The sequence below is a fragment of the Patescibacteria group bacterium genome (assembly GCA_041675205.1).
GTDB lineage: Bacteria > Patescibacteriota > Patescibacteriia > GWA2-46-9 > GWA2-46-9 > JBAYUF01.
The window spans coordinates 1-25,889 of record JBAYUF010000006.1 but is presented as its reverse complement, the minus strand read 5'-3'; the positions used below and the strand labels follow the sequence as shown (position 1 = coordinate 25,889).

The following is a 25,889-nucleotide window of genomic DNA, read 5'->3' as shown; positions in this document are numbered from 1 at the left end:
CGACGTCGGGTCTCCGGTTGTATCACACGGCATGTTTCACCTTCGCGGCGAGGGTCCACATTTGCACCGGCGGCATCATCTGCGCGTACGACCACAACATTGGTGGAAATTTTTCGTCCATCAGACAATCGACGACTTCAGTAAGCAACGCCGTCGAGAGATCGGCGCCACGCAACGGTATTAGCACGTCAGTCGCCAATACTAATCGCATCACCTGCCAACACAAACCGGTGTCGCGAATGGCCCGGTAAGATTGCAGTGATTTTCGGTAAGCGGCTAGGCACACTTCCAAAGTTTGTTCGCGAGCATCCGTCAGGATCCGTGCCACGTTCACATCTACCGGGTCTGTCGCAATCTCAATTGCCCCAAGACAAACCTCTCGTGAATGGTTTCGAAGATACTCGAACGCCTGGGGGAGACGTCGTAAAACACTGATACAAACTTCCGACGAATGGTTTCTGATTGCGGTCACGATGCTGATGCGCTCTCCGATGCCATAACCCTCGGCGGTCTTAATGGCCATTTCACAAATTGCAAGCGTTTGATTTCTGATCGCGGTCACGACGTCACGTAAATTGTCTTTTCCTTCTTCCGAGGCAACCTGAATGGCCATCTCACAAATCGCGGGTGTTTGTTCAATGACCCACGTGATGGCTATCGGATCGGCTTTTACCGCGGCGATGCAAATGGCAGGGGTCTGGAACGCCGCAAATTCCAACGCGTATCCACCATGTACCGAGATAGCGGTCAATATCATGTTCTCTGTCTGAGACTCGCAGGGCACATTGCTCAGTGCAGATTCAGCGCGAAATCTATGGCTGGCGACCGCGAGCATACATAGTTCCGTAGTACGATTTCGACGTGGTACAACACACAACACCATGCAATTTTTGCGCACGGCATCATCGTAGAACGATTGTGTTGCTACCTCCGTCGGCACACGTTTCAGAAACGACGGACATGTGGACACCAAATGCCACCAAACCTTGTATGTTTTGCATCGCTCGGGAGCGTTATCGATTATATCATTGTAGTGTTTACTTGTCAATCGTGAGATCATTTCGAGAACAATTTCTTCTGTCCATTCGCTCTCTGGAACATTTTTCAGAGAACCGGTTCTACAGGCGCATACAAACTTAAATCCGTGTTGTGTTAATGAATAACTGTCTGCCATTTAAGTGACTGTTTACCATTTCTGGTGTATTCAATTTTGTGGTAAAAAATAACGTGAACTATATTAAATATGTTTCACCTTTACCGCAAGCGCCCACATTTGCATAGGCGTCAATAATTGTGGGTCCTCCCAGAGAATTGGTGGAAACTTTTTCCCCGTCAAGCAATCGCCGACTTCGGTAAGCAGCGATGCCGAAAGGTCGACGCCGCGCAGCGGGATCAGCGCGTGCGCCAGGACCAATCGTACAACCTGTCGTCGCAGGGCGGGGTCGCGGATTGACTGATAAGAAGATCGCATTTTTCGGTGGGCGGCTAAACACACCTCCAACGTCTGTTCGCGAATATCTTTCAGAACTTGTGGCACACCCGGCGGAGTGGCGAGCTCAATAGCCTTGAGACACACCTCTAGGGAATGGTTTCGAAGATATTCCAGCCCATTGGGCCAGTATCGCAGCACGCCGATACAAACTTCCGTGGAATGATTTCTGATCGCGAGGACTACATCGCGCAGCTCGCGAACATCATCCGTTGCGGCGGCCGTTAGAATAGCCATTTTACAAATTTCGAGCGTCTGATCCTTGACACATGAGATAATTGTCGGGGCGGTTCCGACCGCGGCCATGCAGATGTTTCGTGTTTGGATAGCGGCGACAGCCAACGATGCTCCACCTTGCATTTCGAGGGCGGCCAATATCAATTCTTCCGTTTGAAATTCGTGGGGTACATGCTGAAGCACATCATCTATGTGTGCAGATTCGATCGCGATCATGCATAACTTAGTGGTGCGATATCGTCGTGGTATATAACTTAACAGCGTGCTGCATTGGGGTGAGAGGCTTTGGCGTACGACATCCTCGTAGAATGATTGTGTTGCGATCTTTGATGGTACTCGCGTCAGAAACGGGGAACAATAGACAGAAACAGTTACCCATACATCGCGTGTTTTGCAACGTTCTGGAACGCATTCGAATAAATCGTCGTAATAATTATTCGACAATATGCTGATCAGTTCGAGGACGTAATCTTCGGACCATTCACACTCAGGAATTTGTCTCATACCTTTGCGAATTTCGTTAGCATCAATACTAGTATTGTAAATTGATATCAATAATAGTACGTGCGACATTTACTTGGTATTGAAACAATGATGCATTCATTTTTGTGCAAAAATTTGCACGAATATTGTGGTTTATGCTCGTTCTTTGATCAATTTAGCCAACTTCCATAATTGCGGCAATGTCAATCCGATTATCATGCGCCATGCCGGGGAGGGGTACAGTACAGGGGTCGCCGCCTCACATACCTCGATCAGTAGAGATGTCGAAAGATCGGCACCCCGCAGCGGAATCAGCACGTCGGTCGCCATGACCAGTCGCGCCATCCATCGACGCAGATAAGCTTTACGGATCTGATAATACGCCTCGTGCGATTTTCGATAAGCGGCGAGACACACTTCCAGGGTTTGTTCACGAACATACGATAGAACCAGAGGCACCTCCGATGGTGTGGAGAACTGAATTGCCACCATATTTACTTCATGGGAGAGGATTCGAAGATGCTCCAGAGCCAATGGTCGATATCTCAAAACGCATGCACAGATTTCTGGTGTATGTTTTTTGATGCATTTAACTACTTCAATCAATGCATAATCATCTGCGTCTGCCGCAGCGGTTCGAATAGCCATTTCGCAGATTTCAAACGTAGGTTCTTTTACGAACTCGATGACATACGGTGCGTTTTCAACCGCACTCATACAAATGTCTCGAGTCTGAAAGGCCGCGTAGAACATCTCAGTGCCACCGTGTAAATTTATGGCCTTCAGTATCATTTCTTCCGTTTGAATTTCTTCGGGGATCTCTATTAATAGAGAACGATCTCCTGCCGTAGCACCGTTGATAGCGATGTTACATAGTTTAGCTGTGCGATACGCGTACGGCACCTCTCGCAATAGCTCGCTGTTTCCACTCACGACATCCTCGTAGAATGTTTGTGTAGCGACGCCTATCGGCACCCGTCGCAGAATTTTCGGGCGGAATATTCCAGTATTTAACCAAAATCGGTATGTGTAGCAATGGAGTGGAATCTTATCCATCACATCATCATAATTTTCTTCTGAAATTTGTCTGATCACTTGGATAGCCATTTCTTCAGTCCATTCATCTTGTGGGATAAACGATAGTAAGCCGGATTCGTAGGCTTTCACAAACGTTGTTGCTTTTTCAATATCAGAGAGTGACATTTCGCATGTGATATACTCCATTTATTATGGTTCAATTTCGCAAAATATGCCCATTCTCTGGCATCAAACTAGGCAGTCCTTGCTAAGCAGTCCTTGCTAGTCAGATGCAAAGTGTTTCACCTTTGCCGCTAGAGCCCACAGCAGAGTCGACGTTAATCGTTGGGGATTCATCGTCAGTGTTATCGGAAATTTCTCGCCCATAATCTGCTCACAAACTTCTGTGAGCAACGATGTCGAAAGATCGGCGTCTCGCAGTGGAATCAGCACATCAGTTGCGAGGACTAGCTGAACTACGTGCCGCCGCATGGTGACGCCACGGATTGTCTGATATGATGTTCGAGACTTTCGATATGCGGCGACACATATTTCCAAAGTCTGTTCTCGAATATCTTTCATAACATCCGCCACTTCTTCCGAATCAGCAATCTTAATTGCTTCGAGACACACTTCGAGCGAGTGATTTCGGAGATACTCCATCGCCAGATGCCAATGTTTCAAAACACTGATACAGATCGCCGGTGTATGATCTCTGATTGCCAACACTACTCCGCGTAACACATCGATGGTGCCATCATCGATGTCGAATGTAGCTGCGACCTGAATGGCCAATTCACAAAGTTCGGGAGTTTGTTCATCGACAAACGCGATGATTGTTGGACGATCGATAACTGCTTTCATACAGATTTCTTGCGTTTGGAAGGCCGCCGATGACAATACAATTCCGCCTCGTGTCTCGATAGCGGCCAATATCATTTCTTCTGTTTGCGATTCGAAGGGAACATGATGAAGCACGTCGGTCGAGTATGAATTGCCGATCGATTTGACCGCGATCATACACAATTTCGTTGTGCGAAATTGGTTAGGCACCTCACTTAATAGAATGCTGCATTGACTTACGGCATCTTCGTAAAACGACTGTGTTGCGATAACTTTCGGTACGTGGCTCAACATTTTTGGACGATTGTTAGTGGCGAGTCGACAAACATTATATGTTTTGCATCTCTCCGGAATATATTCGAATAGAACTTCATAAAATCCCCCCACAATATATCGGTTCTCAGGAAACAATCTGATTGTTTCGAGAACGTTGTCTTCTGTCCATTCATTCCTTGGAACTGCTCGCATGCATTCGAATAATGAGTCGGACGTGGTTCCATGATTGATCATGGTATGCAGATTCGAAATTGCGCTCATTTATGCTATCATGTATTGTTTCTTCGTGTTGTTCAATTTTGCATGGGAACCACAGTAAGTAGAAAAATGACGAAACGACTCTACTTGGCATGTTTCACTTTCGCAGCCAGGGTCCACAACTGCGCCGGTGTCAATAATTGTGGATTTTCAGTTACTATCGGCGTAAATTTCTTAATCAACACCTGTTCACACACCTCTGTGAGTAGTGAAGTTGAGAGATAGACACCACGCAGCGGAATCAATGCGTCAGTAGTTAAGATGTGTCGCACAACTCGTTGCCGCATAGTAGTATCACGAATTGCATAATACGACAATCTTTCTTTCCGAAATGCGGCGATACACACCTCCAGGGATTGTTCACGGATGTCTTTCAGAACCCGAGGTACATTCAGTGTACTTGATATCTGAATGGCATTGATACAAACTTCTTGTGAATGGTTCCGGAGAATCGCAATTGCCTGAGGCATGAAATGCAGAATCAGATTACAAATTTTCGGAGTGTGGTCTCTGATTGAGACCACAACGTCGAGCAGTGTTTTTTCTCTTCCGCCTCTGCGAACGGCCGCAGCGACCCGAATAGCCTTTTCACAAATTTCTAACGTCTGATCTTTGATCCATTCAATGGAGGTTGGGTCTATTTCAATCGCCACCATGCAAATGTTTCGCGTTTGAAACGCCGCTGCCATCAATTCTTCACCATCATGTCGATCAATCGAGGCCAATATCATTTCTTCTGTTTGGGATCCGTAGGGAACATGACAGAGAAGGGGTATCGGTGATCTCTCAATCGCAATGCGGCACAGTTTAGTGGTGCGATTTTGCAATGGCACATGACTTATAGCCTCGGCGTTCTCTACTACGACATCCTCGTAAAATGATTGTGTCGCCATTTTCGTCGGCACCTTCTCCAGCAATTTTGGACATTGAACGGTGAATTCTCGCCAAACTTTATATGTTTTGCACGTCGCTGGAATATGATCTAACAAATCATCAAGATAATCGAATGACAATCGTTCAATAAGTTCGAGTACGAGTTGCTCCGTCCAGTCACTTTCTTGAAGGTCTTCTATGCACCCGAATATATGAGATTGAGAACTAAGTCTTATGGCATTTTTCAATGTCAGCAATTCACTCGACATTTGATTGTCGAGGCAGGATCTATTATGTTGCCGAGACTACTATGCGGCTAATACCATGGTGTTCATTTTTGCACCGCGCCAGACAAAAATCACGCCCATGTTCATGTGGCGTGTTTCACCTTGGCCGCCAAAGCCCACAGCTGTGTCGGAGCCAGCAGTTGAGTACTAGCCCACATCATTGGTGGAAATTTGTCATTCTGCAGACCTTCACAAACTTCTGTGAGCAGCGAGGTCGAAAGACCGACACCATGTAGCGGAATCAATGCGTCAGTCGCGAGAACCAGGCGCACCACACGCCGACGCATTGTGGGTTCGCGTATGGCATAATACGACTCCTGTGATTTTCGATAGGCCGCGATGCACACTTCCAGAAGTTGGTCCCGAATTTGACCCATAACAACCGGCACATCCGGCGGTGCCGCAAACCGGATAGCGGCGAGACATACTTCTTTCTGTTGATTTCGAAGATACTCCAATGCCAGGGGTCTACGTTTCAGAACACTGATACAGACTTCTGGCGTGTGATTTCTGATTGACGCTATGACTTCATGCAACACGTTTTCGTCATCTCCTTCTTCTACGGCGACATTGATAGCCAATTCACAAACATCGAATGTTTGTTCAATGACCCACATAATTGACGTCGCGTCATTCGTAATCGCATTATAGCAAATGTCGTGAGTTTGAAACGCAGCCATCGATAATTCAGAGGCACCGTATACATTGATGGCTTCTAATATCATCTCTTCCGTTTGGGATTCGTGTGGTACGTGTCGAAGGCCAGATTCTTCTGAGAATTTGGAATGATTGATCGCAGTGTTACACAATTTGGTTGTGCGAAATTGTCGTGGTATTCCGCACAGCGCCGCGACATTTCCACTCACGACATCTTCGTAGAATTCTTGAGTTGCAACATCCGACGGGACCCATTCCAAATATTGTTCCGGATTGTCCACACAAAGTTGTCGCCAAACGTTGTACGTTCTGCAACGCTCCGGAATGGCGTGGAATAGAATGTTGTAATATTCCCAATCATCCACGTCCGCCAATTGGTAAATAAGTCGGAGAGTTATTTCCTCCGACCACTCCCACTCTTCAAGATCATGCACGGCAAATGATATTTCATGCGGATCGCCAATCTCCATGGCGGACTCCAATGCTGTCAAATTACTCGACATTTAATCGTAATTGTTAAGAATGGCCTCGATTTCAGACCTCGGATACGTAATTAATACACCATTCAACACAATCTTCAATTTTGTGATGTCGCGGGGTGAAAAATATGACTCTTACACGGCGTGCTTCACTTTCGCCGCAAGAGCCCACAATTGAGGCGGCGTCAATAACTGGAGGTTCTCCCACATCTCTGGCGGAAATTTCTCGGGCAGCAAGTGTTCGCACACTTCCGTAAGCAGGGACGTAGAAAGATTGACACCACATATTGGCATCAGCACGTCTTCGGCCATAACCAATCGCACAACGTGTCGTCGCATAACATCGTCCCGAATTGAATGAAATGCATCTGTTGCTTTCCGATACGCGGCGATGCATATTTTCACTGTTTGTTCGCGAATATCTGTCAGAATAATTGACACATCTTTTACGCTAGCGAATTGAATTGCGATGAAACAAACCTCCTCCTGTTGGTTTCGAAGATGTTCCAACATTAGGGGGTAGTGTCGCAGAACTTCTCGACACACTTCCAACGTATGATTTCTGATCGATGCGAGTACATCGCGTAATGCCTGTCCTCCACTACTCGCGGCTTTCTGAATAGCTGCGTCACAAATTTCGGGAGTTTGATTTTTGACCCACACAATAGTACTTGAGTCCATTTTCACCGCTTTCATGCAAATGTCATGTGTTTGGAACGCCGCCAGTTCCAGTTCTTCTCCACCGTGACAATGAATTGCTGCCAATATCATCTTTTCGGTTTGAGATTCGTATGGCGCGAGTTCTAATCTGGAAGGATTCTCGAATTTATGATTGTTGAACGCTAGGTTACACACTTTTGTCGTGCGGTGTTGGCGCGGCACCTCAAACAATGCCATGCCGTTCAGTTTCACCACAGCTTCATAGAATGATTGTGTTGCAACATTCGATGGAACTTGTGTCAAGAGCGTCGGGCAACCGGCAACAATAGCTTGACAAACTTTGTATGATTTGCAGCGCTCTGGAATACGGTAATATAAATCAACATAACCCCAGTCCCCCATCTGATGCCACGTTATTAGATCAATCATCTTGAGAACGATGTCTTCTGACCATTCATGGTCTGGGGCTTTTTCCATAGCATCGTATAATGTTTTGGCATTGGGCGCACCATTTACGATCGACATCAGTGATTGTTTCGACATTTGATGTTTTTATGTGGTTTGGTACGATATTCAATTTTGCGTTGCCACAGACAAAAATTCGATACGGCTATCATGCGGCGTGCTTCACCTTTGCCGCAAGAGACCACAACTGTGATGGCGTCAATAGTTGCGGTTTCTCCCACAACACTGGCGGGAATTTCTCGGGCAGCAAGTGTTCGCATATTTCTGTAAGCAGGGACGTCGAGAGATCGGCACCATGCAGGGGAATCACATCAGATGCTAATATCGTTCGTATCATGTTTCGCCGCAGAACAGGATTGTGCACCGCACGATATGATTCTCGTGATTTTCGATAGGCCGCGATGCATATTTCCAAGGTCTGCTCACGAATATCATTCAGGATTAGTGATACTTCTACCGGGTCCGTATTATGAATCGCGGTGAGACATACCTCTCGTGAATGATTTCTCAAACGCGCAATCGACCAGGGGTGATGACGCAAGACTATATTACATATTTCCGGTGTGTGATTTTTGATCAAAGCAACCACTTCATGCAACGTTTTGTCACCATCGTTTCTTTCTGAGGCCGCTTGAATAGCATTTTCACAAACTTCTAATGTTTGATCTTTGACCAATTCGATGGTTGTTGGAATGCTTTTGACAGCCGCTATGCAAATGTCTCGAGTTTGAAAGGCTGCCCACATCAACGACTCTCCATCAAAGAATTCAATGTCGGCCAATATCATTTCTTCTGTTTGAGATTCGTAGGGTACCTCACTGAGAATCGAGAATTGAGAATTGTCAGTAGCGATACAACACAGTTCGGATGTGCGGAATTGCCGCGGCACCTCTCGTATCGCCTGACCATTTAGGTTCACAACATCCTCATAGAACGATTGCGTAGCGACACTCGCGGGCACCAATCTTAAACATGTTGGGCATTTGGCAGAGGCCTCCCTCCAAACGTTATATGTTTTGCAACGTTCCGGAAGACGGTTGAATAAAACATCTTGATTTCTCTCCAAAGTGGGGGGTATTAATCGTTCGATCAATGCGAGGACTGATTCTTCTGTCCATTCACTGTCCGGGACATCGTTTATGTATTTGACAGCTTCCAACGATGGCACTAGATGTGGCGTCAATGCCATTGGAAAGGACATAATGTGTAGGTAGCCAATCAGTATTCATTTTTTTTTTACATCAAAAAAATGCAATCTATTAGTGTGTGAATGTAAAAACGCCGTAAATCATTAGTGCGTTGTTAGAGAATGACAGTTCGCATCCCTGATCAGCTTGGCGAGCTGCCACATCGCCGGCGGCGTCAACGCACTTCTCTTGCGACATGTTGGCGCGGGAAACAGAGCCGGTGTCGCCGCCTCGCACACCTCGATTAGCAGCAGGGTCGAAAGATTGATCGCGCGCAGCGGCATCAGTAGCGTATTCGCAAGAATCAGTCTTTCCACGCGTCGGCGCATCGCAACGTCACGAATTACATAACACGATAAGCGTTCATTTCGATAAGCTGCTAAACAGACTTCCAAATGTTGCTCGCGAGCATATGTAAGCAGCACCGCAGCATCAACCGGTTGTGCGAGGCGAATGGCTTCGAGACAAACCTCTCGTGAATGATTTCGAAGATGGTTCAACGCCAGAGGCCAAACCTTCAAAACACTGAAGCAGACTTCTTGTGTGTGATCTCTGATCGATGAGATGACGTCACGAATTTCATCATAATCTTCCATTGCGATAGTTGTGCTTTGAATAGCCGCTTCACAAATCTCGGGAGTTTGCTCGACAACTAACGAGATAGATTTTGGTTCGGTCTCGACCGCTCTCATGCAGATGGCTCGCGTCTGGAATGCCGCCGATGCCAAATCGTGTCCACCATGCACATCGATAGATACCAATATCATTTCTTCCGTTTGGATGTCGTGTGGCACATAACGCAGCACTGAGCCAGTAGCAGCCCTTTGTATTGTTTTGTCAAGCGCAATTTCACACAGTTTGGCTGTGCGATACCACAGTGGTACCTTTTTCAACGCCATGGGTTTTTCACGCACTACATCCTCGTAGAATGACTGCGTTGCGATCTTCGACGGCACACGTTTCAATAACCCCATGCAAACGACAGAAAGTTGTAGCCATACCTTGTATGTTTTACAGCGTTCTGGGATGCTAACGATCAATGCAACATATTGTTTCTCTAGAGACGTTTTCCCAATCAATTCGAGCACAATTTCTTCGGTCCATTCACATTCTGGAATATGTTCCAGACAATTGTAGATCGTACTGGTTCCCGTTTTTAACAAAGCCCGCAACATTTACTGGAGGTTATGCTCTTTGCAGCGCCGTTCAATTTGCGCCCACAAAAAAACGTAGTCGATCAAGCAGCGTCCCGGATCAGCTTAGCGAGTCGCCACAGCTGTGCGAGCGTAAGCACGGTCCGCCCGCAGTATATCGGCGCGGGGAACAGCACCGGCGTCGCCGCCTCGCACACCTCGGTCAGCAGCAGGGTCGAAAGATTGGCGCCGCGCAACGCAATGATCGCCCGGGACAGCACGGCGCGGGCAACCCGGTCGCGCATCGTGGGATCGCGTATTTCGAAGAACACTGGCGGGGATTTGCTGTACGCGACCATGCAGATGTCGAACGTCTGGTTGCGAACAGACCACAGTAACCGGCCGGCATCGCCGGTCATGTCGCCCGACGTTTGGTCCAGCTGGGCGAATGCGGCCAAACATAAGCCTTCTCGCTGTTCATGGACGAACTCCATCGCTTGCGGCAAACAACCTATTGCATACAAACAGATCTCATCTGTTTGTCGTCTAATCATAAACAACACATCGCAGAGTATCATGGGATCAGCTACATCGTTCGCGGAGTCGATTGCGAGACGACAAATTTGGTCTGATTGATCGCCGATATTTCGGAGTTCTCTTGGATCGCGCTCTATCGCATCGTAACACTGTTGAAGAGAGGGTCGTTCGATGAATCTCACATTTTGTGCGGACGCCACCAACGCTAGTTTCACCAATTCATCAGTTTGGCTCTCAGGGGGGACATGTTGCAAGTAACGACGTTTTTGGAAGTTGTCCGCTGCAATGAATGATATCGATGTTAACTGCGGAGAACGATAGCACAATGGTATGCTTTGAAATAATCTAGGTGTAATGCGTACCGCCTCGTCGTAGAACCGTTGATTATGAAATTCTTTTGGTAACATATCGCACAGATCGTCGATTTTACATATTGCGGTCAACCATATACCCCTGGAATGAAATCGAATGGGAATGTAGGTCATGATTCTTTTCTTTAGATAGGCCGGCAATCCGGGCGGGTTGTAACTAACCACGGCTAACACCATTTCGAGTGTCCACGTTTCGTCCCCGATTGTGGCCAACACGTGCGGATTTGTATTTGTTGAGCCCAGATACTGCACTAAACTTGGGTGATCCATGGCAAATCAATGACAAATCATGCATCAATTTTGCGCAAAAAGATGGGCGTCTTCGAACGACTGTTCACGGCGCTTCAATCGACCATTCACGGACCAACTTGGCCAGCTGCCACAGCTGTGGTGGCGTCAGCACGTTTCTCTCGCAGTATGCCGGCACGGGGAACAGCGCTGGTCTCGCCGCCTCACACACCTCGGTCAGCAGCAATGTCGAGAGATGCACTTCTCGCAGCGCGATGATAGCCCGGGACAGCACCAAGCGGACAATTCGGTTGCGCATCGTGCGATCTCGGATACAAATGAAGCTCGACTTATACTTGTTGTAGGCGGCCATGCAAATGTTAAGCGTCTGATTGCGTATCAATTTCAACATTGATGAAACAACCATGTTCATTGAGCGCTCGCCATCATTCCGAAATTTTTTGAACTGAGCAATTGCGGCTAGACACAATTCTTCTCGCTGATCGCGAATAAACTCCATCGCCCGTGGCCAATGTTGTAATGCAAGCAAACAAATCTCATCCGACTGATGTCTGATCGCAGACAGTACATCACAAATGATTTTTGGGGAATATTGTGGTCTATTTATCGCTATGTTCATGGCGTATTTACAGAGTTCTTCTGTCTGTGGCTCGATATGTGCGATCATTTTCGGATCTTGCTCCAACACAACTATCTGTTGCTGAATCGTGGGATAGGTGACATATTTTATGTTATGCACCGATACAGTCAAGGCGCGTAATATCAATTCATCCGATTGACTCTCAGGCGGAACAAGCATCAGGAAATCCGGATCAACAATTTTGTTGATGAATGTGTCTAGCGACAATTGCGATGTGCGACAGTGTAATGGTATGCGCCCATATAGAATTGGCCAAATACGTGTAACTTCTCCGTGAAATCGCTCATCTCGAAATTCTTTTGGCATGAGCGCGTACAAGTTATACACGGAACACACGGCCTTCTTCCATACATCCCTGGTATGGAATCGAATCGGCACATAAGTCATTATGGTTAGCCTTATTCGGGGGGGCAATGCGGTCGGATTGTGTCCCGCGACAGCCAGCGCCATGTCCAATGTCCAGTCCTCGTTCGCAATGGTTGCCAGAATATCAGGGTCTTGATTCACTGACCCCAGATATTGCGTTAAACTCGGATGATCCATGTACGATTATGTTATTTCGACGGGTACGTATCATTTTTGGCATAAAAACATTATGCATTCGCGTGGAGCTGATGCGTTCTACTTTTTTCGACAAACGTAATACGGGGAGATTTTAATCATCGACGTCGTCTTCTAAGTCTAAACAACACGACAGCATGTCTACGTGATTTTGTACGTTGTTGTCTACATTGTCGTCGGCATGTTGTGACTGTTCTTGCGCCGGCTCTGTCGCCGGCTGTTCCGCTAGGGGCAGCGTCCGTTCCGCTCGAGGCGGCGTCCGAACGGTTCGATCGCCCAATCGGGTCTGCATAGTTAATCCCCGAATACAAGTCTATCAATTTTGTATTCGCAGAAGCTCAACGTTTTGAATATCGAGACATCATGTCCTCTACGGGTCCCGGCATCGACACTATTGGCCCGCTCTATCTCGGCACATCTCGGGCCACGTCAGTTCACATTGGTGTCGATGACGCAATTCTTGTCAACAATGTCCCAAATCCTCCCACCGTATCGATCAATGGCCGAACTGTGACCGCACCCACCATCGGCGAGTCGTGGGGATCGCTCAACGCCACCGTGTTTCCCGGGCCCGGCAGCTTCGTCGACCTCGCCCAGACGGGCTACCACACCGACGATTACGTAGTTATCAACAGCGGCACGGTGGCTATCTCGACCCCGGGCGTCTACTTTGTCACTTGGCGTGTCAGCGCGCTGGGCTCCTCCGGATTCCAGTCCTGCCTGAAGCTCATCCAGGGGACTCTGGGCGGTCCCGACGCCGCCATATCGGCGGGCGAACTCATCGACCGCACTCGCGTCGGAACCGGGACAAACACCGCGCAGACGTTTTCATCCCTTATTCTGGTCACGGTTAGCAGCAATGTCCAGTTTCAGATCGTGAATAGCGGAAATGACGAATACGACACGTACAATATCGTGGACGGGACATCCATCACCAACGCCGGCATTACTGTCCAGCGCATCCTGTGATCGTCGCGCCAGTATTTCCCCCGACGGTATACTCTTTTCCAACATGAGCACCACCGGCCCAGGCATCGACCCCTTTGGTCCGCTCTATCTCGGTACGTCCCGCGCCACGTCAGTCCACATCGGAGAAAACAATGCGATTCTCGTCGACAACACGCCAATGACGGGGCCCACGGTCTCGATCAGCGGCAATCTTGTCCGCGCGCCAGTCATCGCCGAATACTGGTCCGTAGGCACCTCAACGACCATAACGACGGGAGCAAAAGTCCCCTTCGCCTCGACCGGATATTCCGTCGGCGGCATCGTCAAGACCGGCAACGTGACTTTCACTTTGCCCGGCGCGGGAGTCTACCGCGTTCAGTGGCGTCTCACCGGTGCCAGCGCCACGGGTGCCGCCGGCATCCAGTGCAGTCTCTACCTGGAGTCAGGCGCCCTCGCTGCTCCCGATAACGGAGTGGCCGCGACTAGCCCCATCACACGAACCGCGACCGGCTCGAATACCACGGGCACCACGGGCGGCTCAGAGATCATGGGAGTCGCCATTCTGGTGGTGACGGCAGGCACTCCGGCGATTTCGTTGGTCAACAGTGGCGCTTCCACCATCAATGTTGCGGCGCAGGTGAACACCGTCGATTACACGTATGCCGGGCTGGTGATTCAGCGCATCGCTTGAACGGCCACCTCGAGCATCATTGCCTGAGCTATCGTGTGCCCTCGTTTCCCCATTTTTTACGGGCCGTGTATACCAACTTCAGCTAGCAATGGCTACTACAGGACCTGGCATCGACCCTTTCGGGGAGCTGTATCTCGGTACAGCCCGCGCCACCGACGTCTTTGTCGGCAAGGACGCGGCCATCCACGTTGACAACGGCGCCGCAGAAGACGTGCCGGTGATCAATATCAACGGTGACGTCTTCATCAATGACGCCCCCATCTTTGGTTCTGCAATTGGCGATTACTGGGCCACTCCTGGCCAATTGACCGTCGCCACGGGTGCTCCTTTCGTGTTTGCGGCAACTGGATACCAAAATGGTGCAATTACCAAGACGAGCGATACGAATTTCAGTCTTCCGACAGGTGGTGTGTATCGCGTGACGTGGCGAGCCAGCGGCTCTGGTGTCTTGGGCTCTGGTTGGCAAGCGGCCATCAATCTGGTGAGTGGCTCCATCACTGCTCCGGCCGTCACCAGTACCCCTGGCATTCTGGGGTCTACCCGCGTCGGCGCATCCGCGAGCACTTCTACCCCACTGGCAGTAGGTATCGAGCTCACCGGCACCATCATCATCGCGACAAACGGCCTCACTCCCACCGTCATCCAATTGGTTAACAGTGGTGCAACTACCATCACTGGCAACTCTCCCATCGACAGCAGTCCAGTCACGACTGCAGGCATGACCATTCAGCGTCTTGCTTGATCACCGAGACGAGAATTTCGACATGTCTTTTCCCAAATACCATACAGGGTCGCAAATATATTGCAACACAATATCAATCCTTCTATTTTGATCATGTTGATAAACCCGATAGAAATAGAGAGGTTGAGTTAATTAAAAAAGCAGCACAGTGCTCATTCGATATTTTCACGATTGCCTGCCGACCGGAACTCGAATACTCCGTTCATGCTGTCTTGGAAATAAGTCCAGGCACTGCCGTCGGCCAACAGTACCAGAGCCGCCGCGGGACTGTGCAGATCCGAGACGAACCGCTGAAAGGCCTCATTGGCCACGTCATTTTCGTTCTCGTCTCCCCCTTCTTCCAACGACGACATCAGGAACACTCTCGGCTCTTCCTCCTCCCCGACGAATACGTTGGAACGCAGAACGAATATGGAGCTGTGATCATTTTCTCCCGGGCTCGGATTAATTGCTCTCTGAGTTCTGATTTCCGCGCTGGAACCCTGTTCGACATCAATTCCGGCGCGAATCAGGCGCAGAAATGCTTTGCGGATCGCGACGCCGACCGGCCCACCTAGCACTCGCTGTCGCTCCCAGTGGCGGTCGGCGGGGGCCGCCCCCTCCTCGTCGGCGGAGCGTATCTCGTTGTACTCCGGCACCGCGTGGAATCCCTCGAACTCGGGATCGGCCGACTCGGGAATGACAACGGTGCCGTTGGCGAACACGACACAGGTCGCCGTGCGAAGGGCGGTGTCCAGGTAGGATGCAGTGACCTGCATCGTTCGGATCAAGAAGTCGATTCGGTCTGCCAATTCATCGGCCGTGCCGTCGTCCGTGATCGGCTTGAGACTTTCGAATGTCGGCATGGCGGCGCAATCAGTTCGAGTCAGGGGCTTCAATTTCAACCCGCCGACCCAAAAAATGTGCCGCGCGGGCGGGTACGCGATCACTAGCGAGCGCCCTGGCGCACAAACACGGGCGTGTTGTTCGGGCCCGGCATCCAAATCTCACCGTTGGCGAGGACGACCATCATGACGGAGGACGTGTGTGCGTCGCCCCTGATTCTCTCGAAAGCGCTCAGACAGATTTCTTGGCGCGTCGTGGAGCACGTCCCGACGCTCCGGCCGTCCTGGATGTCGTGCAACACCAACGTGTAGACTGATGCATTGACTGAATCTTTCTTTGGAACGATGCGCAGTAGCTCCACATTGGCGATGGCTATTCGCTCTTCCTCGGTTCGTGGCTCGGCCATCGGTGGCACCACTTGAATCTCGACCACATACGCTCCATTGTTGTTCTTTTCGCAATCCTCTCTGATTGACGCCAATTGGGCGGCGCCTTGGCGTATTGCTTTGCCCACATTGCCCTCGATCCCGTACTGCCAAGCAGCCGACCGCGCCCTCTCATTGGATGTAATCAAGGCCGCAATCCTGTCGATACTGATCTCGGGATCTGTGTCTTTCACCACTGCGACAGCGGCATTCATGTAGATTACACGAGTCAATCCCATTTCCTTCACCAGGGTGTACACCAATGCCAACTCCAGTCGTATCTGCGCCGCCCGTCCGACGGCGGTCATCGATGCACGAGTTATCTCCAAACGCGCTCGTTCTGCCCGTTCATCATCGTCGGTCGACGGCGCCTGCGTCGTTGTGTCCGCCACATCGACCGCGGCGGGATTCTCATTCACATCCGTGGTGGCGGTCTCAACGGGGGTGGGTTCGTCGTTTGCGACAGTGATGTCTGGATTCTTGGGAGCGATGACCGCGGCGGCAGTCTTAGCCGCGGCGACGCTCTTAGCAGCGGCGACGCTCTTGGCCACGGCGGCGGCAGTCTTAGCCGCGGCGACGCTCTTAGCAGCAACTGTCGGTTTCTTGGCGACCGACGTGGCAGTCTTGGTAGCAACAGTCGTCTTGGCAGCACTTGCAACTGCAGTCTTGGCAGCAGCAGTCGTCTTAGCGACACTCGCTACGGCCGGCTTGGCGGCAACCGCAGTTTTGGCAGCAGTCGTCTTAGCGGCACTCGCAACGGCCGGCTTGGCGGCAGTCGTCTTAGCGGCACTCGCAACGGCCGGCTTGGCGGCAACTGCTGGCTTGGCGACCGGCGTGGCAGACTTGGCGGCAACTGCAGTCTTGGCGACAGCAGCGGCTGGCTTGGCGGCCGGCATAGCAGTCTTGGCGGCAACTGCAGTCGACGTGGCCGGCTTGGCGGCACTCGTGGCCGCAACGGCCGGCGTAGCACTCTTGGCCGTCGCGGAAGCCGGGGGGCTCTCGGCCACCCGCCCAGCGGTACCAGAGGGTTTAGTGGCCATATGGCTTTTATATAATGTTGGCGACCATGTTCAATTTTAGTGCTGCCGGACGGCGCCCACCAGGAAAAAGAACAGCGCTGGTTTTCACTGAGACCGATCTAGTGGGTAGAATTCGGTCGCGTTTTCGTCGGTGAGGCTGGTGAACCAGACGTCACCGTTCTTCATTTTAATGGCCGCCACGACGGGTTCGCTCAAATCCTTTCTGAAATTGCGCCAGAGCGCAGTTTTCATAACGTGATTCGGTTCACGGATTCGAACAGTGAATACATTATCATTGTTGTCATCAGTTTCCAAGTTGGCCCGGATCTTTCCAAGAAATTGAGGTGTCTTCAGAGGAATGCACTTGATCAATCGAATTTTTTCACCATAGTTGATCAGTTTTCGCCAGGCCTTTCTGACCGCAGAGCCGAGGTCGCCCGGCGCGCGTGTTTGCCATGTCTGTGTTCGAACGACGTAGCCGATGTTTGAGCATGTGGGCGGCGCGGCTCCCCGACCCGAGAAAGCATCCGTGATTAATTCGCGGCCAATGTCAGCGTCTTCATCTTCCACGGTGACAACCGATCCGCCGCTAAATATGACGCATGTCTCGTCTACACACATTTCCATGGCGTATATCATGCCGTTTAGCCAATCAGGGCAGTTCTTGCTAGGGGAGTTCACTATCAATTCGTCCGCCATGGTAAGCGAGCGCAGTCTTTAATCTCTTAATTTCCTTTCAATTTTAACCCATCTTAACTCCCCCGATAACCCATCTTAACCCTCCGGAACCCATCTTAACCCCCGGTAACCCATCTTACCCCCCCCCGGAACCCATTTCAATCATTAGTTTCGCCGCGGACTTGATTGCGTTATGTTCCATTGGGTTAAGAATGGTTACGGTTGGTTAAAATGGGTTAATCATCAGAATTCGATAATCATCCCTCGCTGGATACTTAAGTTGGTCAACGTCTGAGATAAACTAATTTTAGTAAAAATTGGTCCCATTCTTTATGGGAGCTCAGAGAGGGACCGGCTTGGGGCAGTTCTTGCTGGGGCGAAACACCATCTCCTCGTCGGAGGAGCTCCAGCTGTAGGTGGTCTCGTCGGGCGACAATTCCGACACGATCCCGTCCAACCACACGATCGCGACAATTTCGGGTGCGCCCATGTCGTCGATGTAGCGGGATTGCAAGTGACTGCGAATTTCAAGAGTGTCGCCTTCCATGTTGCCTCGCAGTATCCCGACGATAGAAACTGCATATTCTCCTTTGTTGCCTTTCGTCATGACGAAGAGATCGCCCCAGTATCGCAAACCCTCGGAACGATACTCAACTTCTGCGGCCTTTGTCAAAGTCGAAACAATGTAGGGCTTCTGACGCGTTTTTGTCACATGGTTGTTGACGGTTGTCATCGCGCAACGCATACACTCACCAAGATCACATTTCATCTGTTTTTGTTTCTCCCATGCGCACCGTGCTCGATCCAACGATTTTGTCGACCGAATCGACGTGTCTCGTGGCAATTCTCCCTTATGTTGCTTGAGGTCAAGCTCGACAATTGTTCCATTTTTGAGGATTGCCAGTGTCCGCTTTGAGTTTCTCGACGCGTTCAGATCGAGGCAATACTGGATGGTGTAGTCGATGATTGTTAATTTCTTTTTTCGCGGCGCGTTGGCAGATTCTTCGGCCAGCGATTCTTCGATTTCATCAGCGGTAGTTGCCGAAACTTTGGCAGCGGCTGCCAGAGCATTGATTTTGGCCGAGAATTCGTCCGGGTTGGCTTTGATCGCCTCCGTCTGAATTGCTGCAAGCGCATCGATTTTGGCCGAGAACTCAGTCCATTCCGATTCAGTGTCGTAATTCATTACGATATAGTGGATCGGTGGTAATAATCGGGTAAAACATATTCAAATTTGATTTACAACAATTTCTCGTATATAACGAAACTATTAGCTATGTATTCGTTGCAGGGTCTGCTGTTCCATCGATTTCGTTGCAATGGTGTTCAGAAACTAGTCGATGTAGCCACTGTCGAAACAGCAACCAACACAGGGAAATTTATGGGTCGATACGGCCACTATCGACTCACTCTCACCTCATACGAGCCCAGCTCGTCGACGGACTGGTTGATTTGGTGGCAGGCACCAATGCTGCCGTTCGACGGTCGTCGCATTACATACCTGACGCGCGATACACTGTACTACCCCTCCGAAGAGGAAGTCAATCGCGATCTGGCAATCTTTCAATCAAAACAGGAGCGGCTGAGATATATTCGTCATAAGTTGGTCGTGTCCATGCGTGAGAGCGAATGACCGCCGGTTCCGCGTGTCCACTTTTTCGTTGTCGCATCAAACCACACAAAATTGAACCAATACCATATCAAACATGAATACATGAGCGCGAACATGTCTGTTTCGGCGAGTGCCAGCCACGAGGACGGTTTCCGCCGCCCCGCGCTCGAACACCCCCTGAAGTGCGCGTGGGTCGTTCTCGTGATGCTGGGCCGGTCTTACGTTCCCGGCGCCGTCGTCGTCGCGCACGCGATGCGGGCCCTGCGCACGCGCCACTCGCTCGTCTGCATGGTCACCGATGATGTGCCGGAAGAGTCCCGCGCGGCGCTGCGGCTCGTGTACGACCAGGTCGTCGAGGTCCCGTACATTCGGCACGAGGCGCGCGGCTTCCTGTCCGACCGCCAGACGGAGCGGTACGGCTCCTGGCTCGACGCGGCCTTCACCAAGTGGAACTGCCTCGGGCTCGCCGACTACGACCGCGTGCTGCTCGTCGACGCCGACATCGTCCCGCTCGTCAACTGCGACGACCTGTTCGGTCTGCGGCCGCCCGCCGCCTGCTTCTCGCTGCCGTACCTTCAGCCGTGGAAGAAGAAGGACGGGCTCGTCAACCCGTACATCGCGGCGGGCGAGAGCGACCTCCCCCACGGCACGCGCATCCCCGCCGAGCTTGTCGCGCGGTCGCTGCGGCGGCGCACCGTCGTCGGCGGCGGGTTCCTCGTGCTGCTGTGCCCGTCGGCGGCCGACCTCGCCGGCTACCGGGCGATGCTCGACGCGGTCACGGGCCCGTACGGCGCGGCGTTCCAGACGAAGAGCGGCGCCGACGAGGAGTCGATCGCGGAGTACTTCGCCGACCGTCGCGGCCAAGACTGGACGAACATCCACCAGCGCTACGCCGCGATCCCGTGGAAGCCGAACTGGGTCGCTCGCGACATCCGCGCCTACCACTACCTGGGCCGCAAGCCGTGGGAAATGGACCCGACGGAGTACCCCGACCTCGCCGACTGGTGGCGAGTCGCCCGGGCGGCAAGCCTCGCCCGCCCGCAGCTCGCAAGCCTCTTCGCCGGAAACGCGGCCGCCGTCGCCCCCCTCGACGCCGAGGCGGCCGAGCTCCGAATCACCTCGGACATCCGCGCGATGATTCTGGCCAACGCGCGGGAGAACAGGCGGGTGACGGATTGGAAGGCGCGTGCCGAGATCGACAACATTCTGAGCCGGTGGCTTATCGCCATGGTCAATTCCACTCGGCCAGCCAATGCGTGGGCGCACGTGTATCGCGCGACAACCGCCGAAGATGGGTTCAACAACCGCCTAATCGGTGAACTGACATCATGCAAGCTCAAACTCGTGCAGGATATACGGGATGCGGCATCTCTCGTTGTTCGCATACTCTCATTCATCGATAAGCGACTCGCTCATCCGCCAATGCAAACATTAGCAACATTGTCTACTTCGGCCTCCAGCATCAGCTACGGTTCCCACTACAAAACCGAAATGACGGCGCGCCTATCTCTGATCTCGGCCGAGGCATCCCCGATATTGGCGGCGCGTATCGCCATGCGGTACGACACGATCATCGTCAGCGGGCAGCAGTGGGCCATCCCGGCGGCGCACGTCGACCATCTCTACGCGAACTTCAACGTGCGGCGAGAGGCATTCGCGTCGGCGCTGAACTCTCGCCTCTACGGCAAGGATGGCGCCAAGTACTGCAGCTTGTTCCCCGACATCGAAGTTGGCTCACTCGGAAGCTTCTTCGAGCAGACGCGAGACGACATCACGGGCTTCAACTGGATCGTGAATCCGCCCTTCATCGAAGACATAATGGAGAAAACCGCGCGCATCTTTGTCGACAACATGAGCGTCGAGAAGCCGCAGACAGTGTTCTTCATTCTCCCGGCGTGGGTCGATTCTGCCGCCCATATCATACTGAGCGTTTCTCCGCATCTGGTTGCCAAAAAACATCTCGCGCCGGGCTCATACGTATATGAAGACCCAAGTGGCAACGTTATCGACACAAAATCGGCATCAACATACTTTATCATGTCCACTGACCCTCTAGTCGATGTGGGTCCGCTTGCCGTGAGTCCGCTTGCCGTGACGAATGCGTTCTCGCATCTAGCAAAAAACACAACTTCGTAGAGACTGCTTGTTATTATTTTTGACCGAGCTGTCGTATTCGTGCTGCTAGATCCGAAACCGCCACGTCAGTTCGCTGGATTGGTATGCAGCATCAATGCCCTCCACATGTAGCAGCGTCATTGCCGCCGCAGAAACGGCTTCTTGTGTTCCCCGACACGACTCGCTTCGACCCTTAATGGGTCCTGCTAGTCTGTTTTCCTCAACGAAATCCTCGCTTGAATAGATCGTGATTTTCGCCTTGTACCCGTACAGTACGGGGTTGACGGTTTTACTCATGACCGGTGTTATCAGCAACACGACGATGCTGCCGGGCCACTTTTCTTCCATTGCGGCGCTGAATGAAGCGGTGGATTGAACGATTCTTTGCATTGATAAGGGTAATCTCAACAAAAATGATGTTCAGTTTTAAAACGCTAAAACCATGATAAACTAGCATTATTTTTGACCGAGCGACCCCTCGCTGAGACGTTGTAACCGTGCTAGATCCGAAACCGCCACGTCAATTCGATTGGTTTGTGCACAGCAACATCAACGTCCTCCGCATGCAATAGCATCATTGCCGCCATAGTAACCGCCGACTTTTGTGTTTCATGCCACGAATTGCTCTCGAAGGGCCCTGCTAATCTGTTTTCCTCGGCGCAATCCTCGCTCGAATAGATCGTGATTTTCGCGCTGTACGTGTCTGGTATGGGTTCGGCGTGGATGTGTGTTCCATGATGGCGGTTATTGTTGACCGGTGTTATCAGCAGCACAACGATGCTGCCAGGCCACTTTTCTTCCATTGCGGCGCTGAATGAAGCGGTGGATTGAACGATTCTTTGCATTGATAAGAGTAATCTCCACAAAAATGGCGTTCAGTTTTAAAACTCTAAAAACCCTGATAAATATCACAATGATTGCATATCATGTTATAGCTTACATGGTTAAGTAAATCGTCTCATGGATCGCAACTTATCAGATTGGAGATCGCCACGTTTTTGCGCCAGAGTCATATGTGGCATCAATGCCGCCCGTATTTACCAGAATAGAAATTACCACGGACGCTACAGCCGATTCTCGTGTTTCATAACGCCCACTAGTGTAAAATGGCGTCAATCGGTTCTTTTCTACGCAGTCTTCTCCCGAGTACACCGCCATTTCCACTCTAATTTTGAGTAGACACATACTCTCGTCGGTGACGAATTTTAACAACACCGAGCTGCCGGGCCACCTTTCTTCCATTGCGGCGCTGAATGAGGCCGTGGATTGAATAATTGTCTGCGGTAGAGCTGTCTGCATGGTCTGCTCGGTGAGGCTTATAATCGATATAACGTCTTGTTTAATTTCGGCAAACGCGGTAGGGTTCAAGTTCAAACACGAGTTCTAAAACCAGAGTTCTAAAACCAGAGTTCTAAAACCAAGCAGCAGGTGTGACCAACCTATTGATCAAAGGTGCCTAAATGCGAACCAGGGCCAACTCAAAGTTGAGAGTCATCAAAAGAGATTTGGCGGGCGGTTCGACCATAGGCCACCAGGGCAATCACGCCGCGGAATATCATTTTTCGTCGATTCAACTATTATGGACGGGATTAAACTATGGTTGGCAATCTATTACAATTTGTTGCTCACTGATGCATAAATGAGAACCAGGGGCAACAACACAATTGAGGTCGCCAAAGGTGAGTTGGTTAGACAACTGGCCGCCGCACGGAATTGTAAAAACACAATTAGCCGAGGTCTCACATCGAGGCGTTCTTAATAATTGTTAAGAACGGCCTTGATTTCAGACCTCGTCTACGTAATTGATACATTCCGCATTGATTCTTAGTGAATGAGCGTTCTCCATGTCGGCGTGCGAGTTTTGTACGCTGTATTGACGGCTTCACTATGTAGCAATGCAATTACTACGCCTCCAACTGCCGCTTCTTGTGTCACGTGCCAGTGTCCGCTATCGCTCCACCCTGGTGATAGCATGTTTTCCCCGTCACAGTCCTCATTCGAGTAGACCGCGAGTTTCACCTTGTACGTGGTTGGTATGTCGTGTCCTAGATCGCCATTATCGATCGTTGTGACGTACAGCAAGGCCGTACTGTTTGGCCATTTTTCTTCCAACGCGGCGCTTATCGAAACCGTGGATTGTTTGATCTTCAATACAGTCATAGAACCGCTCGACGCAATCATAGTTTCTGACGCCATTTTGTCTCAGTCAAGGTGTTGTTCAAATATAACTCATTAACAAAAAATGTCAGGTCCCTTGGTTTAAACAACCGCATTCACAACGTATGTAGGATACTTTTCCGCATTTTTGGCAGTGGCTGTGCGCGCTAGCGTCCCCCGCGCATCTAGCATCATGACAGTCGTTGTCCGCTCCCAGGTAGAGAACCCCCTCGCACGCACACCAGTCCACCGCCGCGCCGTGGTACGTGTCGCCCTCAATCATGCGGCCCACGCCTCTACACTCCTCGCACTTGACGCTGCGGGTCCGCGCCCGCTCAACGCCGGTCAGCATGTCGCGCCGGCGGTCTGTCACCTCGATAAGGCCTCCATTGCATTTGCCGCAGGGAGTTACATGAATCGCGCCCGGATAGTAATACCTGGCGGCCATGCTTTGATACTCTCCATGTTTGAGCAATCAAATTTGGTACCGTGGCCCGTAAAAACGCTAAATCCTCGCAAAGACCACGTTTGCAAGAAGTATGTCACTTGCCGGCAGAGCTGGCATTGTTGGCCAGATGCGCCACAAGGGGAGCTTTAACCAATTTTGCATACTCTTCCGGCTCCGCATTGTACATCATTCTCGCAATCGAAGCGGCGTTTAGGGTATCGGGTGGAATCTGAGCCAATCCATCGGCGCTTAATACTATTTTACCCATAGAATCGTGTACGCCACTGAGCAAACGAGCGGAAGCATCACTCAGACATAATATTTTCCATTGCCCTGTTGAATGATAGACAAGAACTTGATCGGAACGTTTGGGGTTCAGATAAATGTTCTGAGCGGCAGGGTTTTGGTGAACTTTGCGAATCAAATCCACGTACATCTCCGCCACGTACGGCGGCGCAACCTTCATGTCAGTTCGTTCGTAATCATGAAGTTGCATGTAGTCTTGTAGTTTAGCATTGTCAGCAAACGCAGCTGTGATATCTTCTGCGGTTATCGTAATAGGCGAGTCACTGTCCCATGGAATGATTACAATGTTGTTTTGCACGATATTGTTTTGTACCACATTGTTTTGCACGATATTGTTTTGTATAGTTTGTACGGTATTGTTTTGTACGACATTGTTTTGTATGGCGGCATTGACAATATTGTAATTAGTTTGTGGGTTACTATCTTGAATCTTAGAAAGACCACTCACCACCATTTGCGATGATATATTTGATATTAATGCCTCGGTGCATATGTCAACTACTTTAGTTTCTCCAATGAGCTCGTTAGCAACATGTAATAGTTTGTTAAATGTTTCTGCCTTTCTGGTAGCGTCTCCCAGCCTGTCAAATTTCTTGAATTTGCACGTTGTTCTGATATGCCGATGAAGGTTGCCGCGAGTGGAATACACTTTGCCACATTCTTGACATTTGTTAATTTTCTCGGGCTTCGATGAATGATCGACTTCCAATGAGAGTGGGGCGGGGTCACATGGTGTTTTTTGTCTGACATGTCGTGTCAAGTGTTCGATTTCGGTGAAATTCTCCCCACACCGCTTACACTGCAAAGCAGGGTCATTTGATATCTCGGCCATCTTCGCAATGATTATATGACCTATTCTCAATCTTTAACATAATTTAGCACCAGTAGCCACACCCATTCGGGATGATATCGGATCGTTGCGTCGCCATTGTAGTCGTTATCATGATCGTTTAACGCCTTAATCGCCTCAATTTCAATTTATTGTTGTTATGTTTACAATTTACACATATTATATGCAATATATCGTTCGATTATATTATCTCGTACCATGATAATTAACCATATATCTATCACCACATCACTGTTGATAAAAAATACGACTACTACCAAGTAAATGTGCAATCGTAAACATGATAGCTATGACGTCGTTTTCGCGCTAACTTTTTTTCAGATAGCTCCACCAAAAAGGTTTCGAACCAAAACGGTGGAGTTTTTTTCTAC

Annotated in this window: 26 protein-coding genes; 5 read left to right on the top strand and 21 right to left on the bottom strand. The window is 50.3% G+C overall.

From position 1 onward, the window contains the following. Positions 1-22 precede the first annotated feature (22 nt). From WC052_04435 to WC052_04380, 12 genes are all read right to left on the bottom strand, one after another. Entirely contained in the window at positions 23-1,060 is a 1,038-nt protein-coding gene (locus WC052_04435) for a hypothetical protein (GenBank protein ID MFA7286876.1), read from the bottom strand. Between the two features lie 177 nt (positions 1,061-1,237). Then, on the bottom strand, positions 1,238-2,299 hold the full coding sequence (locus WC052_04430) for a hypothetical protein (protein ID MFA7286875.1): 1,062 nt from the start codon (positions 2,297-2,299) through the stop codon (positions 1,238-1,240). Between the two features lie 63 nt (positions 2,300-2,362). After that, the gene (locus WC052_04425) at positions 2,363-3,433 is read right to left on the bottom strand and encodes a hypothetical protein (protein ID MFA7286874.1); all 1,071 of its coding nucleotides are present in this window, start codon (positions 3,431-3,433) and stop codon (positions 2,363-2,365) included. A gap of 75 nt (positions 3,434-3,508) precedes the next feature. After that, positions 3,509-4,606, bottom strand: a complete 1,098-nt coding sequence (locus tag WC052_04420) for a hypothetical protein (GenBank protein ID MFA7286873.1) — start codon at positions 4,604-4,606, stop codon at positions 3,509-3,511. Between the two features lie 80 nt (positions 4,607-4,686). Beyond that, positions 4,687-5,745 (bottom strand): hypothetical protein, encoded by a 1,059-nt coding sequence (locus WC052_04415; protein MFA7286872.1) that lies wholly within the window; start codon positions 5,743-5,745, stop codon positions 4,687-4,689. Between the two features lie 101 nt (positions 5,746-5,846). Then, positions 5,847-6,923, bottom strand: coding sequence for a hypothetical protein (locus WC052_04410; protein ID MFA7286871.1), 1,077 nt, complete (start codon positions 6,921-6,923; stop codon positions 5,847-5,849). A gap of 111 nt (positions 6,924-7,034) precedes the next feature. Continuing rightward, positions 7,035-8,102: a hypothetical protein gene (locus WC052_04405; GenBank protein ID MFA7286870.1), complete on the bottom strand. Its 1,068-nt coding sequence runs from the start codon at positions 8,100-8,102 to the stop codon at positions 7,035-7,037. A gap of 70 nt (positions 8,103-8,172) precedes the next feature. After that, a complete protein-coding gene (locus WC052_04400; GenBank protein ID MFA7286869.1) occupies positions 8,173-9,225 on the bottom strand; it encodes a hypothetical protein in 1,053 nt (350 codons plus the stop codon). Between the two features lie 90 nt (positions 9,226-9,315). Further along, positions 9,316-10,386 (bottom strand): hypothetical protein, encoded by a 1,071-nt coding sequence (locus tag WC052_04395; protein MFA7286868.1) that lies wholly within the window; start codon positions 10,384-10,386, stop codon positions 9,316-9,318. 62 nt (positions 10,387-10,448) lie between these two features. Continuing rightward, positions 10,449-11,522, bottom strand: coding sequence for a hypothetical protein (locus WC052_04390; protein ID MFA7286867.1), 1,074 nt, complete (start codon positions 11,520-11,522; stop codon positions 10,449-10,451). Between the two features lie 64 nt (positions 11,523-11,586). After that, positions 11,587-12,684 carry a hypothetical protein gene (locus WC052_04385; GenBank protein ID MFA7286866.1) on the bottom strand — a complete coding sequence of 366 codons (1,098 nt, stop codon included), beginning with the start codon at positions 12,682-12,684 and terminating at the stop codon, positions 11,587-11,589. Positions 12,685-12,796: 112 nt separating this feature from the next. After that, on the bottom strand, positions 12,797-12,994 hold the full coding sequence (locus WC052_04380; protein MFA7286865.1) for a hypothetical protein: 198 nt from the start codon (positions 12,992-12,994) through the stop codon (positions 12,797-12,799). A 71-nt stretch (positions 12,995-13,065) separates the two neighbouring features. Between WC052_04380 and WC052_04375 the strand changes: the two genes are divergently transcribed. The 3 genes from WC052_04375 (at position 13,066) to WC052_04365 (ending at position 15,083) form a co-directional block, all read left to right on the top strand. Continuing rightward, complete coding sequence (locus WC052_04375) at positions 13,066-13,671, top strand: hypothetical protein (GenBank protein ID MFA7286864.1); 606 nt, start codon at positions 13,066-13,068, stop codon at positions 13,669-13,671. 43 nt (positions 13,672-13,714) lie between these two features. Then, entirely contained in the window at positions 13,715-14,341 is a 627-nt protein-coding gene (locus WC052_04370; GenBank protein MFA7286863.1) for a hypothetical protein, read from the top strand. An 88-nt stretch (positions 14,342-14,429) separates the two neighbouring features. Further along, positions 14,430-15,083, top strand: coding sequence for a hypothetical protein (locus WC052_04365; GenBank protein ID MFA7286862.1), 654 nt, complete (start codon positions 14,430-14,432; stop codon positions 15,081-15,083). A 152-nt stretch (positions 15,084-15,235) separates the two neighbouring features. Here the strand turns inward: WC052_04365 and WC052_04360 are convergent, their stop codons facing one another. The 4 genes from WC052_04360 to WC052_04345 form a co-directional block, all read right to left on the bottom strand. Then, positions 15,236-15,928, bottom strand: coding sequence for a hypothetical protein (locus WC052_04360; GenBank protein ID MFA7286861.1), 693 nt, complete (start codon positions 15,926-15,928; stop codon positions 15,236-15,238). 83 nt (positions 15,929-16,011) lie between these two features. Beyond that, positions 16,012-17,373 (bottom strand): hypothetical protein, encoded by a 1,362-nt coding sequence (locus WC052_04355; GenBank protein ID MFA7286860.1) that lies wholly within the window; start codon positions 17,371-17,373, stop codon positions 16,012-16,014. Positions 17,374-17,457: 84 nt separating this feature from the next. Continuing rightward, entirely contained in the window at positions 17,458-18,051 is a 594-nt protein-coding gene (locus WC052_04350; GenBank protein ID MFA7286859.1) for a hypothetical protein, read from the bottom strand. Positions 18,052-18,370: 319 nt separating this feature from the next. Beyond that, complete coding sequence (locus WC052_04345; GenBank protein ID MFA7286858.1) at positions 18,371-19,216, bottom strand: hypothetical protein; 846 nt, start codon at positions 19,214-19,216, stop codon at positions 18,371-18,373. 90 nt (positions 19,217-19,306) lie between these two features. Between WC052_04345 and WC052_04340 the strand changes: the two genes are divergently transcribed. Then, positions 19,307-19,663 (top strand): hypothetical protein, encoded by a 357-nt coding sequence (locus tag WC052_04340; protein ID MFA7286857.1) that lies wholly within the window; start codon positions 19,307-19,309, stop codon positions 19,661-19,663. 81 nt (positions 19,664-19,744) lie between these two features. Beyond that, positions 19,745-21,778 carry a hypothetical protein gene (locus WC052_04335; protein ID MFA7286856.1) on the top strand — a complete coding sequence of 678 codons (2,034 nt, stop codon included), beginning with the start codon at positions 19,745-19,747 and terminating at the stop codon, positions 21,776-21,778. A 45-nt stretch (positions 21,779-21,823) separates the two neighbouring features. Here WC052_04335 and WC052_04330 read toward each other — a convergent pair whose 3' ends face one another. The 5 genes from WC052_04330 to WC052_04310 all read right to left on the bottom strand — a co-directional run bounded on the left by WC052_04330 (position 21,824) and on the right by WC052_04310 (position 25,500). Further along, positions 21,824-22,147, bottom strand: a complete 324-nt coding sequence (locus WC052_04330) for a hypothetical protein (protein ID MFA7286855.1) — start codon at positions 22,145-22,147, stop codon at positions 21,824-21,826. 110 nt (positions 22,148-22,257) lie between these two features. Then, positions 22,258-22,602 (bottom strand): hypothetical protein, encoded by a 345-nt coding sequence (locus WC052_04325; protein ID MFA7286854.1) that lies wholly within the window; start codon positions 22,600-22,602, stop codon positions 22,258-22,260. 130 nt (positions 22,603-22,732) lie between these two features. After that, positions 22,733-23,056 (bottom strand): hypothetical protein, encoded by a 324-nt coding sequence (locus WC052_04320; protein ID MFA7286853.1) that lies wholly within the window; start codon positions 23,054-23,056, stop codon positions 22,733-22,735. 525 nt (positions 23,057-23,581) lie between these two features. Continuing rightward, positions 23,582-23,953 (bottom strand): hypothetical protein, encoded by a 372-nt coding sequence (locus WC052_04315; GenBank protein MFA7286852.1) that lies wholly within the window; start codon positions 23,951-23,953, stop codon positions 23,582-23,584. 503 nt (positions 23,954-24,456) lie between these two features. Beyond that, on the bottom strand, positions 24,457-25,500 hold the full coding sequence (locus tag WC052_04310; protein MFA7286851.1) for a C2H2-type zinc finger protein: 1,044 nt from the start codon (positions 25,498-25,500) through the stop codon (positions 24,457-24,459). Positions 25,501-25,889: the final 389 nt, after the last annotated feature.

Bases quoted from the DNA above. Each gene is read 5' to 3' on its own strand.
- WC052_04435 (MFA7286876.1), bottom strand. From the start codon at position 1,060: ATGATCTCACGATTGACAAGTAAACACTACAATGATATAATCGATAAC.
- WC052_04430 (MFA7286875.1), bottom strand. From the start codon at position 2,299: ATGTCGCACGTACTATTATTGATATCAATTTACAATACTAGTATTGAT.
- WC052_04425 (MFA7286874.1), bottom strand. From the start codon at position 3,433: ATGGAGTATATCACATGCGAAATGTCACTCTCTGATATTGAAAAAGCA.
- WC052_04420 (MFA7286873.1), bottom strand. From the start codon at position 4,606: ATGAGCGCAATTTCGAATCTGCATACCATGATCAATCATGGAACCACG.
- WC052_04415 (MFA7286872.1), bottom strand. From the start codon at position 5,745: ATGTCGAGTGAATTGCTGACATTGAAAAATGCCATAAGACTTAGTTCT.
- WC052_04410 (MFA7286871.1), bottom strand. From the start codon at position 6,923: ATGTCGAGTAATTTGACAGCATTGGAGTCCGCCATGGAGATTGGCGAT.
- WC052_04405 (MFA7286870.1), bottom strand. From the start codon at position 8,102: ATGTCGAAACAATCACTGATGTCGATCGTAAATGGTGCGCCCAATGCC.
- WC052_04400 (MFA7286869.1), bottom strand. From the start codon at position 9,225: ATGTCCTTTCCAATGGCATTGACGCCACATCTAGTGCCATCGTTGGAA.
- WC052_04395 (MFA7286868.1), bottom strand. From the start codon at position 10,386: ATGTTGCGGGCTTTGTTAAAAACGGGAACCAGTACGATCTACAATTGT.
- WC052_04390 (MFA7286867.1), bottom strand. From the start codon at position 11,522: ATGGATCACCCAAGTTTAGTGCAGTATCTGGGCTCAACAAATACAAAT.
- WC052_04385 (MFA7286866.1), bottom strand. From the start codon at position 12,684: ATGGATCATCCGAGTTTAACGCAATATCTGGGGTCAGTGAATCAAGAC.
- WC052_04380 (MFA7286865.1), bottom strand. From the start codon at position 12,994: ATGCAGACCCGATTGGGCGATCGAACCGTTCGGACGCCGCCTCGAGCG.
- WC052_04375 (MFA7286864.1), top strand. From the start codon at position 13,066: ATGTCCTCTACGGGTCCCGGCATCGACACTATTGGCCCGCTCTATCTC.
- WC052_04370 (MFA7286863.1), top strand. From the start codon at position 13,715: ATGAGCACCACCGGCCCAGGCATCGACCCCTTTGGTCCGCTCTATCTC.
- WC052_04365 (MFA7286862.1), top strand. From the start codon at position 14,430: ATGGCTACTACAGGACCTGGCATCGACCCTTTCGGGGAGCTGTATCTC.
- WC052_04360 (MFA7286861.1), bottom strand. From the start codon at position 15,928: ATGCCGACATTCGAAAGTCTCAAGCCGATCACGGACGACGGCACGGCC.
- WC052_04355 (MFA7286860.1), bottom strand. From the start codon at position 17,373: ATGGCCACTAAACCCTCTGGTACCGCTGGGCGGGTGGCCGAGAGCCCC.
- WC052_04350 (MFA7286859.1), bottom strand. From the start codon at position 18,051: ATGGCGGACGAATTGATAGTGAACTCCCCTAGCAAGAACTGCCCTGAT.
- WC052_04345 (MFA7286858.1), bottom strand. From the start codon at position 19,216: ATGAATTACGACACTGAATCGGAATGGACTGAGTTCTCGGCCAAAATC.
- WC052_04340 (MFA7286857.1), top strand. From the start codon at position 19,307: ATGTATTCGTTGCAGGGTCTGCTGTTCCATCGATTTCGTTGCAATGGT.
- WC052_04335 (MFA7286856.1), top strand. From the start codon at position 19,745: ATGAGCGCGAACATGTCTGTTTCGGCGAGTGCCAGCCACGAGGACGGT.
- WC052_04330 (MFA7286855.1), bottom strand. From the start codon at position 22,147: ATGCAAAGAATCGTTCAATCCACCGCTTCATTCAGCGCCGCAATGGAA.
- WC052_04325 (MFA7286854.1), bottom strand. From the start codon at position 22,602: ATGCAAAGAATCGTTCAATCCACCGCTTCATTCAGCGCCGCAATGGAA.
- WC052_04320 (MFA7286853.1), bottom strand. From the start codon at position 23,056: ATGCAGACAGCTCTACCGCAGACAATTATTCAATCCACGGCCTCATTC.
- WC052_04315 (MFA7286852.1), bottom strand. From the start codon at position 23,953: ATGGCGTCAGAAACTATGATTGCGTCGAGCGGTTCTATGACTGTATTG.
- WC052_04310 (MFA7286851.1), bottom strand. From the start codon at position 25,500: ATGGCCGAGATATCAAATGACCCTGCTTTGCAGTGTAAGCGGTGTGGG.